The sequence below is a fragment of the Blautia intestinalis genome (genome assembly GCF_014297355.1).
GTDB classification, from domain to species: Bacteria; Bacillota; Clostridia; order Lachnospirales; family Lachnospiraceae; genus Blautia_A; species Blautia_A intestinalis.
On record NZ_JACOQE010000003.1, the window covers coordinates 110,267 to 123,998 of the forward strand.

A 13,732-nucleotide genomic window follows, 5' to 3' on the forward strand; every position below is an offset into this window, starting at 1 on the left:
GCATATTGCAAAAACTCCACAGGTATCATATGAGCAGTGAAAAGGAGAGCCACTATGGCAACATTTAAGGTGAACGGCAGGACTGTTCAGACTGAAAAAAATCAAAAACTGTTACGATTTCTGCGGGATGAGCTTCATCTGACTTCTGTAAAGGATGGATGCAGTGAAGGGGCATGTGGAGCCTGCACTGTGATCATTGACGGAAAGACCTGCAAGGCATGTGTCCCGGATACGGATTTGCTGGAAGGCAGGGAAGTGATCACGGTGGAAGGGCTGACGGAATGGGAAAAACAGGTTTACACCTATGCATACGGAAAGGCGGGAGCTGTACAGTGCGGTTTTTGCATCCCGGGAATGGTGATGTGTACAAAGGTGCTTCTGGACGTAAATAAAACGCCCTCTGATGATGAAATCCGGTATGCATTGCGAAATAACTATTGTCGCTGTACCGGTTATGTAAAGATCATGGATGCAGTTCGACTTGCTGCAAAAATTCTGGATACCGGTGTCATTCCGGATGATGGAGATCAGAACTGGACACTTGGAAACCGTGTGTCGAGGATCGACGTAGAGGAAAAAGTGCTTGGAACAGGCAGATACCCGGATGATTTTTATCTTGATGGAATGCTTTATGGAACGGCACTTCGAAGTAAATATGCGCGTGCCAGAGTCCTTTCCATTGATACATCCAAAGCCAGAGCACTTGAGGGTGTAGAAGCTGTTGTGACTGCTGAAGATATACCGGGAGAAAACAAAATCGGACATCTGAAACATGATCAGTATACGCTGATTCCGGTCGGTGGCCTTACACATTATCTGGGAGATGCGATCGCGCTGGTTGCCGCGCAGGACAGAGAAACAGCGGAAGAAGCAAAGAAACTGATAAAAGTAGAATACGAAGTACTGCCACCTGTACACACGATTGAAGAGGCAGCTGCACCGGACGCATACAAGGTGTTTGACGAAGAGGAAAACAATATCTGCGCGCATAAACATATCAGCCGTGGAAACGCAGAAGAAGCAATTCAGAATTCCAAATATGTGATCTCGCATCACTTTGAGACACCGTGGACGGAACATGCTTTTCTGGAACCGGAATGCGCGGTTGCATTTTATGATGAGGATGGGGATGTATTTATTTATTCGACAGACCAGTCAGCACACCAGACATTGCATGAATGTTCCCTTGTTCTTGGAACGGACAAAGTAAAAGTGCAGAATGCACTGGTCGGAGGCGGATTCGGTGGAAAAGAAGATATGACGGTTCAGCATCTGGCAGCACTTCTTACTTATGTGACAAAAAAACCGGTCAAAGTAAAACTGACCAGGGCAGAGTCCCTTCTGGTGCATCCGAAACGTCATCCGTTCTATATGGATATGACAATGGGATGTGATGAACATGGAAATATTATGGGAGTAAAAGCTACTGTAGTTTCTGATACCGGAGCATATGCATCTCTTGGCGGACCGGTGCTCGAACGTGCCTGCACGCATGCGGCAGGACCATATCATTATGAGAATTTCGAAATTGAAGGGACTGCCTATTATACAAATAATCCGCCAGCGGGTGCTTTTCGTGGATTTGGTGTCACCCAGACCTGTTTTGCAACAGAAACACTTCTGAATATGATGGCAGATAGAGTGGGAATCACACCGTGGGAAATTCGTTACCGTAATGCGATACGTCCGGGAGAAGTGCTTCCGAACGGTCAGATTGTAGATGAGTCTACCGGTCTTATTGAGACACTGGAGGCGGTTCGGGAGGATTATGAGACTGCTCTGGCAGAGGGAAAACCGGTCGGAATCGGTTGTGCAATGAAAAATGCCGGTGTCGGTGTTGGCATCCCGGATACCGGACGTGTGAAGCTGATCGTGGAAGACGATGAGAAACTGCATATCTATTCCGGAGCATCCTGCATCGGTCAGGGACTCGGTACGGTTCTTGTACAGATGGTTGTGACCAATACTGATCTGAAACATCAGGATATTGTATACGAAAGAAGCAATACCTGGATCGCACCGGATTCCGGTACGACGTCCGGTTCGAGACAGACACTGATCACCGGAGAAGCATGCCGGAGAGCCTGTGAAAAGCTGATGGAAGACCGAAAATCAGGGAAAAGTCTGAGTGATATGAAGGGAAAAGTGTATTACGGAGAATATCTTGCAAAGACAGACCCACTTGGAGCCAATGTACCGAATCCGGTTTCACATGTAGCATATGGATATGCAACGCAGATGTGTATACTGGATAAAAAGACCGGTGAGCTGGAACATATCGTTGCGGCACATGATGTCGGTAAAGCAGTCAACCCGCTGTCCTGCGAAGGTCAGATTGAAGGCGGTGTTGTAATGTCGATGGGATATGCACTCAGAGAAAAATATCCGATTGACGAAAACTGCAGGCCAATCCAGAAATATGGGTCACTCGGCTTGTTCCGCTCTCATGAAGTTCCGAAGATCAAAGCAATTGTTGTAGATAAGCCGGGATTAAATGTAGCGTGCGGTGCAATCGGTATCGGAGAAATCACGTCGATTCCTACAGCACCGGCGATTGCAGACGCATATTTCCGCTATGACGGAATACGGAGATACAGTCTGCCGCTTACAGATACACCATACGAAAGGAAGTGGTGATATGGCTGTGAAAAAAAGATTTCCGTACCGTGCAGCCCTTGTGGCGTGTAATGGTGGGTGTCGGACGGCAAAAGACGGACAGGGATGCGCTGATGGCTGTATCGGCTGTGGCGCCTGCATACAGGCATGTAAATTAGGGGCGATTTTTCTAAATGAATATGGTGCGGCAGAAGTGGATGAGGAGAAATGTATTGCCTGTGGGAAATGCGCAAAGGTCTGTCCACAGGAGATTATTCACATTCACGAGTGTGCAAACTATATTGTTGTAAAATGCTCTAATAAGAGCAAAGGAGCAGCGGCAAAGAAACAGTGTGAAGTAAGCTGTATCGGCTGCGGTATCTGCGAAAAGACCTGTACGGCAGGTGCCATTCAGATTACAGAGAATCATGCCGTGATCAATGAAGAACTGTGTTTAAGCTGTGGGATGTGCGCGGTGAAATGTCCACAGCATGCAATTTATGATCTGCGCGGAATATATACAGAAATAAAATGACAGAAGTATTTTAACAGGTAAGTTTTTTTCTATTCAAAAGATTTGATTGAGAAAATTTTATGAAGAAGGTGAGTAATCATGATCGGAAAAAGTGTTCCGCGTGTAGACGCATATGAGAAAGTCACCGGAAGAGCAAAATTTACAGAAGATCTACTTCCGAAAAGATGTCTGGTGGCGAAAGTGTTGCATGCAACAATTGGAAATGGAATCGTAAAATCTATTGATACAAGTGAGGCCGAGATCATGGAAGGGGTGGTGAAGGTTGTGACGTTCCATGATGTCCCGGATCATTGCTATCCGACACCGGGACATCCATGGTCTGTGGAACTGGCACATCAGGATGTGGCAGACAGGAATCTGCTGACCGGTCGTGTGCGCTATTATGGAGATGATATTGCAGCGGTTGTTGCGGAGGATGAAATTATTGCATCCAGAGCGTTGAAAAAGATCAAAGTAGAATATGAGGAATATCCGGTTGAGATTCATCCGCGTAAATCCATGTATGGAAGCAAACCGCCGATTCATTTCGATAAAAAAGATAACGTACTTGCACGTTCAAATTATTTTATCGGAGATGTCGATAAAGGTATGGAAGAAGCTGAAACGATGGTAAAAGGCACATATAAGACTCCAATCGTACAGCATTGTCATATCGAAAACCCGATTTCGTATGCCTATATGGAAAAAGGGCGGATCGTGGTTGTGACATCTACGCAGATTCCGCATATCGTGCGTCGTGTCATTGGTCAGGCGCTGGGAATCCCGTGGGGCGATGTCCGTGTGATCAAGCCATATATCGGAGGTGGATTCGGAAATAAGCAGGATGTCTTATATGAACCACTGAATGCTTTCCTGACAACGCAGGTGGGCGGCAGACCGGTCAAACTGGATATCAGCAGAGAAGAAACTTTCTGCAATACGAGAACCCGTCATGCTATTGAATTTGATCTTGCCGCAGGCGTGGATAAAGAAGGAAAGCTTGTTGCAAAGGATATGCACTCTTATTCCAATCAGGGCGCTTATGCATCACACGGTCATGCGATCGCAGCGAACGGTCTGACTTCATGGAGACTGCAATATGCCTGTCCTAATATCCGCGGAGAGGCTTATACGATCTATACCAACACACCGGTAGGCGGTGCAATGCGAGGTTACGGCATTCCGCAGGTATGCTTCGCAATAGAGTGCTTTATGGATGATGTGGCAGAGGCAATCCACATGGATCCACTGGAATTCCGCAGGAAAAACTTAATTGAAGGATATTATGAAGACCGTTATCTGAAACCGATCGCTGCAAATACGAACGGTATTTTTGAATGTTTGAAAAAGGGTGCAGAATATATTCATTGGGATGAAAAAAGAAAAAAATATGCAAAGCAGACAGGAGCGGTACGCAGAGGGGTAGGTATGGCTCTGTTTTCGTATAAAACCGGTGTATGGCCGATCTCACTGGAAATCGCAGGGGCACGTCTTTCGCTGAATCAGGATGGCAGTGTGCAGCTTCAGCTTGGTGCAACGGAGATCGGACAGGGAGCGGATACAGTATTTTCACAGATGGTTGCAGAAACACTTCATACAGATATGGCTCATGTACACATCCAGACTGTGCAGGATACGGACGTATCCCCGTTTGATACGGGAGCCTATGCTTCCAGACAGTCTTTTGTAACCGGAACCGCAGTGAAACACTGTGCAGAAATTTTAAGAGACAAGATTCTGGCTTATGCAAAGACTTTACTGCCGGAGATAGATACCAGAGAATTAAGTCTTCGTGATAACTGGATCTGGGCAGACGAAGAACAGGTAATTTCACTTGCTGCTTTGGCAGAAGAAAGTTATTACAGCCTGACGAATTCTTCTGTACTGACAGCAGAAGTATCTGAACAGGTAAAGAAAAATACGATTGCAACCGGCTGTTGTTTTGCCGAAGTTGAAGTAGACATCAAACTTGGAAAGATAAAGATTCTTCATATCATCAATGTACATGACAGTGGAAAACTTCTGAATCCACAGCTTGCCGAAATGCAGGTACATGGTGGTATGTCGATGGGCATGGGCTATGGCATCAGTGAGCAGCTGATTCTTGACGAAAAGACAGGAAGACCTTTAAACGGTAATCTTCTGGACTATAAACTGATGACGATGCTGGATACGCCGGACATCAAAGCAGGTTTTGTGGAAATGGATGATCCGATGGGTCCATATGGAAACAAAGCTCTTGGAGAACCGCCGGCAATTCCGAGTGCACCGGCAATTCGTAATGCAGTGCTTCATGCAACCGGTGTTGCATTTAATGAAAATCCGCTGACACCACAGCGTCTGATCGACGGATTCAAAAAAGCAGGACTTATCTGAGAGGGGGCGCAGATTATGTATGATATTGAGAAATACTATAATGCAAAAACCGTATCAGAGGCAGTCTTGCTTCTGAAAGAACACCCGGATGCCAGAATTATATCAGGTGGCAGTGATGTCCTGATCAAGATCCGTGAGGGCAGAATGGCAGGTACTTCTCTGGTATCTATCCGGGATGTTGAGGAAATTAAAGGTATTGCAAGGAACGAGGACGGCGATATTCTGATTGGCGCAGGAACTGTATTTTCGCATATTACAGCGGATCCGATCATACAGAAATACATTCCGGTTCTGGGAGAAGCCGTTGACCAGGTTGGCGGCCCACAGATTCGAAATATAGGTACGATCGGTGGAAATATCTGTAATGGAGCGGTCAGTGCGGACAGTGTACCAACGGTTTTTTCCTACAATTCACTTCTGCACATTGCAAATGAAGACGGAGGCAGGATTGCACCGGTACGGGAATTTTATCTGGGACCGGGACGTGTAGACCTGCATCCGGGCGAGGTACTTACCCATGTGATAATCCCGAAAAAAGAATATGCAGGATATCACGGACACTATATTAAATATTCGATGCGAAATGCAATGGATATTGCAACGTTGAGCTGCAGTGTGGTCAGCAAAATTGATACAAAAACAAACATTCTGGAAGATGTACGCATTACCTTTGGCGTGGCAGCACCGGTTCCGTACAGATGTGTGGAGACGGAAGAAAAACTGAAAGGCAGAATTTTGGATGAGAGTCTTTATCAGGAACTGGAAGAAAGTATTCGAGGTGAAATCCATCCGAGAGATTCCTGGAGAGCTTCGAGAGATTTCCGCCTTCAGATTGGCGGAGAAATTGCAAAAAGAGCGCTGCTTCGGACAGCAGAGCTTGCCAGAATAGATAACGGCATGGGAGGTGAAGAAGCATGAAAAAAGAAAAAATACTTGTTCAGTGCGTGGTAAACGGAGAAGAAGTGGCAGAGTATGTTGATCCGAGAGAATCTCTTCTGGATATGCTTCGTAATCACCTCGGGCTGACCTCTGTAAAGAGAGGCTGTGAAGTCGGAGAGTGTGGCGCCTGTACTGTGATCATCGATGGTGAAACCATTGATTCCTGTATTTATCTGGCGGTCTGGGCGGAGGGCAAAAACATCCGTACACTGGAAGGCCTGGAAAAAAACGGTGAACTGACACGGATCCAGGAAGCGTTTATTGAGGAAGGCGCGGTGCAGTGCGGGTTCTGCACACCGGGATTTATCATGTCTGCAACGGTTCTGCTGGAGCAGGGAAAAGAACTGACCAGAGAAGAAATCAAGAAAAAAATGTCCGGAAATCTCTGCCGCTGTACGGGATACCAGAATATCGTCAATGCGGTAGAAAAAGTGATGCATGAAAGGAATGACAGCTGAGATGAAACATAAAACAACACTGATCGTACGTGGCGGCGGGGATCTTGCAAGCGGAGTGATCCACAGACTATATAAATGCGGGTATCAGGTGCTGGTGATGGAATGTGCGAAGCCGAGTGCGATACGGCGGCGAGTTTCTTTTGGTGAAGCAGTCTATGACGGAACATCGAGTGTTGAGGGTGTTACCGGAAGGCTGATCAAAGATATTTCAGAGTGCCGGAAAGTATGGGATGAAAAAGAAATTCCGATTCTGGTTGATGAGGCTGCAGATGCAGTTTCTGAATTAAAACCGGATGCGCTGATCGATGCAATCCTTGCCAAAAAGAATCTCGGGACGACAAGAGCAATGGCACCGCTTACGATTGGGCTTGGACCGGGATTTACAGCACGTATGGATGTTGATTATGTAGTAGAAACGCAGAGAGGACATAATCTCGCAAGAGTGATCGAAAAAGGCACAGCAGCGCCGAATACAGGAATTCCGGGGATGATTGCCGGATATGGAAAAGAGCGTGTGATTCACTCACCGGCTGTCGGGATGATGCACAACTATTCAGAAATCGGCGATATTGTGGAAAAAGACCAGATTATTGCCATGGTGGACGAAACACCGGTATATGCATCTCTGACCGGTGTATTAAGAGGCATCATCCGGGATGGATTCGTGGTGCCGGAAGGAATGAAGATAGCGGATATTGATCCCCGCAAAGAGCAGAAGAAAAAATGCGATACAATTTCGGATAAAGCACGCTGTATTGCGGGCAGTGTGGTTGAAATCTTATTGTCAGAAGGAGTACTGCCGTGATACGGACGGACTCCATCCTGAAAGCACTGGATATAGATGCAGACAGATATCCGGTGCTTTCGGTCGTTGGTGGAGGCGGAAAGACAAGTCTGATTTTCCGGATGATGGAGGAACTGACGGCTGCAGGCAAAAAGGTGATCATAACGACAACTACACACATGGCGTATGATCCGGAGCGGCCGTTTGCTGAAGATGGAGATATGATAAGTATAAAGCAGAATCTGGAAGAATGCGGATATACGATTGCTGCTTCATTGGACAGAGAAAAACGTAAGATCGGTGCACTGTCGGAAGAAAAGCTGAAAGAAATTAAAGTTTTGGCGGATGTGATGCTGATCGAAGCAGATGGTGCAAAAAGATATCCGTTGAAAGTACCGGCAGGCTGGGAACCCGTGATCTGGGAGCAGACGGATCTGGTGATTGCGGTAGCAGGGATAGATGCGGTTGGCAGACCAATAAGGGAAGTATGCCACAGACCGGAGAACGTTGCGGATTTCCTTGGAAAAGAGACAGAAAAGAAGCTTACAGAAGAAGATATTGTAAGGATTGTGTTATCCACAGAAGCTCTCCGAAAATGCGTGGATGGACGAGAATACCGTGTACTGCTGAATAAAGCAGATATCCCGGGGAAATTTCAGGCAGCAGAGAGTATTGCTGACAGACTGGAAGAACAGGGCATCCATGCAGTCTGGGGAAGCCTGAGAGAGAAAGAATATCATACCTGCGGTAAGTTAGAAACAGAGCGTAAGAGAACAGCTCAGATCCCATCTAAGAGAGTAAAATTGGCACTTATTATGCTGGCGGCGGGAAACAGCCGCCGCTTCGGTTCGAATAAGCTGATGTATGAGGTAGAGGGGAATACAATGTATCTGCGGACTTTAAGACAGCTTCAGAAAGCAGCAGCAAAAATGCAGAACAGCCGTATCGTGGTGGTAACACAGGAAAAGTATGCGGAGATCATAGATGCAGCAAAAGAAATCGGTGCGGAGGTTTTGATTAATCCACAGCCGGAGAGAGGGATTTCTTCCTCTATGCAGATCGGACTGGAAATCGCAAAAGACGCGGATGCATGTCTCTTTACGGTATCCGATCAGCCATGGCTCACGGCGGAAACAATCATTGCGCTTCATGACGCGTTTCAGAGCGAAAACAAGGGAATGGCATGCACCGTTTGGGGCGAAAAAACAGGAAATCCCTGTATTTTTTCTGAGAAATATTATAAAGAACTGATGGCAATTTCCGGAGATAAAGGCGGTAAGCAGATTATAAAAAAGCATCCTGAAGATGTAGCATATCTTAAAATAAGTGATGAGAGGGAACTGCAGGATGTAGATGTACCGTTGTGATTTCGTTTGACAGGAATACTGTAACAGTGGGGTTCGTGGTGCAGAATAAAAGATGACCATGCAAAAAAGGAATAGAGTATGTTCCAATAATTCTGGATACATACTTTATTCCTTTTTAAATAATCGTGTATCATAATTAAAAAATATCAGTAATATTATTTCTTTGTATTAGTTTTTTTCATAAATCCGTGTTTCTGGGCGTCTTCTTCTGCAAGACGTACAGTTTCTTCTGATGGATTGGAAATTACTGCTGCGAAGCAGACATCACACGGAGGGTTTTCTTTGACAGCCTGTACAGCAGCGGTAACAGCAGAAACATCACCTGTCACAAAAACTGTCTCATGTCCGCCACATTTGCCGTTTCGTGTAAGAAAAGACACATCAGCTGTTTTAAGCATCTGGTCGGTTACGATGATTGCGTTGCTGCTTCCGACCACTTCTACTAATCCAAATGCTCCATATCTCATTATATAATCCTCACTTTAAGTATGTATTCGTATTTGATATTACTTGTTTGCAGTCATATACATAGCCGGTTCTGTATCGTGAGCCGGAGATGCAATTACTGTATGGGAAACTACTTTGGCAATTGGTTCTGCGGTACGGATAGCAGCTTCCATAGCAGCTGTTACGTCGGAAACGGAACCACGCATCTTAACACATGCACCGGCACCGAGACGGTTACGTTCAATATTCTGGATTCTTACATTTGCTGCTTTGGAAGCAGCATCAAGTGCTACAAAGCAGGCAGCAAAACTGTCAAGTTCAAAAATCCCCACTGCCATACCATTATAATTTTCAGCCATAATACCTCCATCTATTCACTCTGGAATATAAAATCTTCCTAAACTAAACTTATTATACCGTTTTTTGATGGGAAAAACAAGAGACAATTATGCATTTTTGTGGATTTTAAAGAAACAGAAATGTGGTTTTTTGATGAAAACAGGATAAAAAGCAGTGGAATTGTGTTGTGTTGAGGCGTGGAAAGAAAATCTTTGAGGAGTGTATTTTACTTTTTACGGAGTGTGGCGGAATAACTGGAAATTGAGGTATCGCTTCTGATGACATTGGCGCAGTTTTAAATATCATTCTGGATCCGTTGTTCATATTTGGAATGCATATTATAAAAGGAGTATAACCCGATCGGATGAGCGGAATTATACTCCTTTTGTCATTTGTATCACATATGGATTTTGGTTCCTGTTTTGCCGAGGATTCCATCTTTTGCTTTTTCAAGAAGCGTGATCATAGCAGTCCGCTCCGGTCCGGATGATGCAAAATCCATGGCAGCCTGAACTTTCGGAAGCATGGAGCCGGGAGAAAACTGTCCTTCGTCCACATATTTCTGAGCTTCGGCTACAGTCATTTCATCGAGCCATTTCTCATTTTCTTTACCGAAGTTTACGGCAACTTTTTCAACAGCGGTGAGAATGATCAGCATATCTGCATCAAGTTCCTTTGCAAGCAGACAACTTGCGAAATCTTTGTCGATCACGGCAGAAGAACCTTTCAGGTGATCACCCTGTAGTGTGACAGGGATTCCGCCGCCACCGCAGCAGATAACGATTTTATTTGCATCTACAAGGCTGTTGATGGCATCCTGTTCGACGATCTCGACAGGTTTTGGAGATGCGACAACACGGCGATAGCCACGGCCGGCATCTTCTTTCATGATATAGCCGTATGCCTTTTCGGCATGTTCAGCCTGTTCTTTTGTCATAAAATGCCCGATTGGTTTGCTGGGATTCTGAAATGCAGGGTCATTTGCATCTACACGCACCTGTGTTACGACAGTGACGACAGGAGTACGCATGAATCCACGTTTCCGGAGCTCTTCACGAAGTGCGTTCTGTAAGTCATAGCCGATGTAAGCCTGACTCATGGCAACACAGACGGAGAGCGGTGTATTGGGCTGATTTTCATCTTCTCTGGAAAGTGCAGCCATCGCATTGTTGATCATGCCGACCTGCGGACCGTTGCCATGAACGACAACGACCTGATGACCTTCTTCAATCAGATCGCACAGAGCGCGGGCGGTAGTTTTGACCGCCTGCATCTGTTCCGGAAGCGTATTGCCCAGTGCATTTCCCCCAAGGGCGATAACGATTCGTTTTCTTTTATACATTGTAAAAACCCTTATTCAAAAAGATTATTCGAAAATTCTTGGTGCAGCTTTTACTTCCAGTTTTTTCAGGATATCCTGTGGATTTTCGAATTTAGCGAGAAGGATCATAGCTGCGATGATGTATGGTTTGAAGCTTGCCTCTTTGTAAAGCGGGATTCTGTAACGGTCAAATACGGATGCGTCAACTTCACCTGTTTCACAGCTTACACCTGTAATGTCAGCCGGCAGGCAGTGGAGATACAGAGCTTTGCCATCTTTTGTTGTTTTCATGAGTTCTTCTGTGCATGCCCAGTCTTTATGCTCTGCATTCTGAGCGAGAAGTTCTTTTTCGAGTTTATCGATTCCGTCGAAATCACCATCTGCATAGAGGTTAGTACGTTTTTCCATAGCTGCGAATGGAGCCCAGCTCTTTGGATATACGATATCTGCATCTTTGAATGCTTCTTCCATGCTGTTTGTTTTTGTGAAGGAACCGCCTGTTGCTTCTGCGTTTTTCTTTGCGATTTCTTCAACTTCCGGCATTACGTCATATCCTTCCGGATGAGCAAGAACAACGTCCATACCGAAACGTGTCATCAGACCGATCACACCCTGTGGAACAGAGAGTGGTTTACCGTAGGATGGGGAGTAAGCCCATGTCATGGCAAGTTTTTTGCCTTTGAGGTTCTCAACACCGCCGAATTCGTGGATGATGTGGAGCATATCTGCCATGCACTGTGTCGGATGGTCAACATCGCACTGAAGGTTTACGAGGGCCGGTCTCTGCTCGAGAATTCCATCTTTGTTTCCTTCGGTTACTGCATCCATAAATTCTTTCTGGTATGCATGGCCTTTACCGATGTACATGTCATCGCGGATACCGATTACATCAGCCATGAAGGATACCATGTTTGCTGTTTCGCGAACGGTTTCGCCGTGTGCGATCTGTGATTTTTTCTCATCGAGATCCTGCACTTCCAGACCAAGAAGGTTGCATGCAGAAGCGAAAGAGAAACGTGTACGTGTGGAGTTGTCACGGAAAATGGAGATTCCGAGACCGCTTTCGAATACTTTTGTGGAGATGTTGTGTTCTCTCATGAAACGGAGAGCGTCAGCAACGGTGAAGACTGCTTCCAGTTCGTCGTCTGTTTTGTCCCAGGTCCAGAAGAAGTCGTTGTTGTACATTTCTTTGAAGTTGAGTTTGTTGAGCTTGTCGATGTAATCCTGTAAAGTTTTCATGTTTTCTCCTTTTTGTGTAGATGGTTGAGTTTTATTTGCAGTAAGAAGTTGGCAGTGCTGCGTATACAGCGGCGCATCTTACGAGGTCTGCTTTCCATGTTTTTTCGTTCGGTGCATGTGCCTGTGCTTCTGCACCAGGTCCGAAGCCGATGCAGGGGATTCCGTTACGTCCCATGATGGATACGCCGTTTGTGGAGAAAGTCCATTTGTCGGTCAGCGGGCGAGCTTTTCTCATTGCTTCTGTTTCAGCGTTTCCGAGACGTGTTTCTCCGTAAAGGTGTTTGTAAGCGTCTTCGAATGCTTTTGTTACTTTGTGATCTTTCGGGATAGCCCATGTCGGGAAGTAGCATTCGATTTCGTATTTGCATCCTGTGTAAGATGGACGGTCATAGTTGTACATGGAAACGACTACGTCATCTCCGTATTTTTTAACATTTGGAAGTGCGCGGATCTCATCCAGGCAGCTTTCCCATGTTTCACCGAATGTCATACGACGGTCAAGTGATACTGCACAGGAGTCGGCAACAGCACAGCGGCTTGGAGAGGTGTAGAAAATCTGGGATACAGTTACAGTACCGCGTCCGAGGAAACGAGCCTCTTCCCAGTCAGGATTGTATTTCGGATTGAGCATTTTTACGAGACCTTTGATTTCTGTCTCATCGGCATCATCGTTTTCGTTGAGGGAACGTACGTCCTGAAGGATGTCGGCCATTTTATAGATGGCATTGTCACCACGCTCCGGTGCGGAACCATGGCAGGAAACACCTTTGACATCAACACGGATCTCCATACGGCCACGCTGTCCTCTGTAGATACCGCCATCTGTCGGTTCTGTGGAAACAACGAATTCCGGACGGATCTTATCTTCATTAATGATATACTGCCAGCAGAGACCGTCACAGTCTTCTTCCTGAACAGTTCCGACAACCATGATCTTGTATCCTTCCGGGATCAGATCCATGTCTTTCATGATCTTTGCACCGTATACAGCAGATACGAGACCACCGCACTGGTCGGACACACCACGGCCGCCGATTTCTTCGTCTGTTTCGTATCCTTCGTATGGATCGAAGTTCCAGTTTTCGATGTTACCGATACCAACGGTATCAATATGTGCATCGAATGCAAGAATCTTGTCACCATTACCCATATAGCCGATAACGTTACCCTGTGGATCAATGGTAACTTCGTCGAAGTTCAGCTTTTTCATTTCTGCTTCGATGGTTTCGATATGTTTTCTCTCATCGCAGCTTTCGCCCGGGTTTTTGACGATGGCTCTTAAGAATCGGGTCATATCATCCTGATAGTTCTGAGCAGCTTCTTTGATTTTTTCGTAATCCATTTTAGTTCCTC

12 protein-coding genes are annotated in these 13,732 nt (G+C 45.8%); 7 read left to right on the plus strand and 5 right to left on the minus strand.

Going from position 1 to position 13,732, the window contains the following annotated elements:
* Positions 1 to 54 precede the first annotated feature (54 nt).
* The 7 genes from xdh to yqeC all read left to right on the plus strand — a co-directional run bounded on the left by xdh (position 55) and on the right by yqeC (position 9,033).
* Positions 55 to 2,637: a selenium-dependent xanthine dehydrogenase gene (gene xdh, locus H8Z79_RS06890; RefSeq protein WP_118039580.1), complete on the plus strand. Its 2,583-nt coding sequence runs from the start codon at positions 55 to 57 to the stop codon at positions 2,635 to 2,637.
* A gap of 1 nt (position 2,638) precedes the next feature.
* A complete protein-coding gene (locus tag H8Z79_RS06895; RefSeq protein WP_015543054.1) occupies positions 2,639 to 3,130 on the plus strand; it encodes a 4Fe-4S binding protein in 492 nt (163 codons plus the stop codon).
* Between the two features lie 78 nt (positions 3,131 to 3,208).
* On the plus strand, positions 3,209 to 5,485 hold the full coding sequence (xdhA, locus tag H8Z79_RS06900) for a xanthine dehydrogenase subunit XdhA (RefSeq protein ID WP_118039579.1): 2,277 nt from the start codon (positions 3,209 to 3,211) through the stop codon (positions 5,483 to 5,485).
* Positions 5,486 to 5,500: 15 nt separating this feature from the next.
* Entirely contained in the window at positions 5,501 to 6,403 is a 903-nt protein-coding gene (gene xdhB / locus H8Z79_RS06905) for a xanthine dehydrogenase subunit XdhB (RefSeq protein WP_118039578.1), read from the plus strand.
* The gene (gene xdhC, locus H8Z79_RS06910) at positions 6,400 to 6,882 is read left to right on the plus strand and encodes a xanthine dehydrogenase subunit XdhC (RefSeq protein WP_015543051.1); all 483 of its coding nucleotides are present in this window, start codon (positions 6,400 to 6,402) and stop codon (positions 6,880 to 6,882) included. Before xdhB ends, xdhC begins: the two co-directional genes overlap by 4 nt.
* 1 nt (position 6,883) lies before the next feature.
* Complete coding sequence (yqeB, locus tag H8Z79_RS06915; protein WP_225876934.1) at positions 6,884 to 7,687, plus strand: selenium-dependent molybdenum cofactor biosynthesis protein YqeB; 804 nt, start codon at positions 6,884 to 6,886, stop codon at positions 7,685 to 7,687.
* A complete protein-coding gene (gene yqeC / locus H8Z79_RS06920) occupies positions 7,684 to 9,033 on the plus strand; it encodes a selenium cofactor biosynthesis protein YqeC (protein ID WP_118039576.1) in 1,350 nt (449 codons plus the stop codon). The genes yqeB and yqeC overlap by 4 nt, the downstream gene beginning before the upstream one ends.
* A 155-nt stretch (positions 9,034 to 9,188) precedes the next feature.
* Here the strand turns inward: yqeC and H8Z79_RS06925 are convergent, their stop codons facing one another.
* From H8Z79_RS06925 to H8Z79_RS06945, 5 genes are all read right to left on the minus strand, one after another.
* Positions 9,189 to 9,500 (minus strand): BMC domain-containing protein, encoded by a 312-nt coding sequence (locus H8Z79_RS06925; protein ID WP_015543049.1) that lies wholly within the window; start codon positions 9,498 to 9,500, stop codon positions 9,189 to 9,191.
* A gap of 39 nt (positions 9,501 to 9,539) precedes the next feature.
* On the minus strand, positions 9,540 to 9,839 hold the full coding sequence (locus tag H8Z79_RS06930) for a BMC domain-containing protein (RefSeq protein ID WP_015543048.1): 300 nt from the start codon (positions 9,837 to 9,839) through the stop codon (positions 9,540 to 9,542).
* A gap of 377 nt (positions 9,840 to 10,216) precedes the next feature.
* Complete coding sequence (arcC, locus tag H8Z79_RS06935; protein WP_187002748.1) at positions 10,217 to 11,161, minus strand: carbamate kinase; 945 nt, start codon at positions 11,159 to 11,161, stop codon at positions 10,217 to 10,219.
* 24 nt (positions 11,162 to 11,185) lie between these two features.
* Positions 11,186 to 12,379 (minus strand): knotted carbamoyltransferase YgeW, encoded by a 1,194-nt coding sequence (gene ygeW / locus H8Z79_RS06940; protein ID WP_015543046.1) that lies wholly within the window; start codon positions 12,377 to 12,379, stop codon positions 11,186 to 11,188.
* 31 nt (positions 12,380 to 12,410) lie between these two features.
* Positions 12,411 to 13,721 (minus strand): YgeY family selenium metabolism-linked hydrolase, encoded by a 1,311-nt coding sequence (locus tag H8Z79_RS06945; protein ID WP_015543045.1) that lies wholly within the window; start codon positions 13,719 to 13,721, stop codon positions 12,411 to 12,413.
* Positions 13,722 to 13,732 lie beyond the last annotated feature (11 nt).

What these genes read in the sequence shown, in the direction of transcription:
- xdh (WP_118039580.1), top strand. Translation starts at nt 55, where the DNA reads ATGGCAACATTTAAGGTGAACGGCAGGACTGTTCAGACTGAAAAAAAT.
- H8Z79_RS06895 (WP_015543054.1), top strand. Translation starts at nt 2,639, where the DNA reads ATGGCTGTGAAAAAAAGATTTCCGTACCGTGCAGCCCTTGTGGCGTGT.
- xdhA (WP_118039579.1), top strand. Translation starts at nt 3,209, where the DNA reads ATGATCGGAAAAAGTGTTCCGCGTGTAGACGCATATGAGAAAGTCACC.
- xdhB (WP_118039578.1), top strand. Translation starts at nt 5,501, where the DNA reads ATGTATGATATTGAGAAATACTATAATGCAAAAACCGTATCAGAGGCA.
- xdhC (WP_015543051.1), top strand. Translation starts at nt 6,400, where the DNA reads ATGAAAAAAGAAAAAATACTTGTTCAGTGCGTGGTAAACGGAGAAGAA.
- yqeB (WP_225876934.1), top strand. Translation starts at nt 6,884, where the DNA reads ATGAAACATAAAACAACACTGATCGTACGTGGCGGCGGGGATCTTGCA.
- H8Z79_RS06925 (WP_015543049.1), bottom strand. Translation starts at nt 9,500, where the DNA reads ATGAGATATGGAGCATTTGGATTAGTAGAAGTGGTCGGAAGCAGCAAC.
- H8Z79_RS06930 (WP_015543048.1), bottom strand. Translation starts at nt 9,839, where the DNA reads ATGGCTGAAAATTATAATGGTATGGCAGTGGGGATTTTTGAACTTGAC.
- arcC (WP_187002748.1), bottom strand. Translation starts at nt 11,161, where the DNA reads ATGTATAAAAGAAAACGAATCGTTATCGCCCTTGGGGGAAATGCACTG.
- ygeW (WP_015543046.1), bottom strand. Translation starts at nt 12,379, where the DNA reads ATGAAAACTTTACAGGATTACATCGACAAGCTCAACAAACTCAACTTC.
- H8Z79_RS06945 (WP_015543045.1), bottom strand. Translation starts at nt 13,721, where the DNA reads ATGGATTACGAAAAAATCAAAGAAGCTGCTCAGAACTATCAGGATGAT.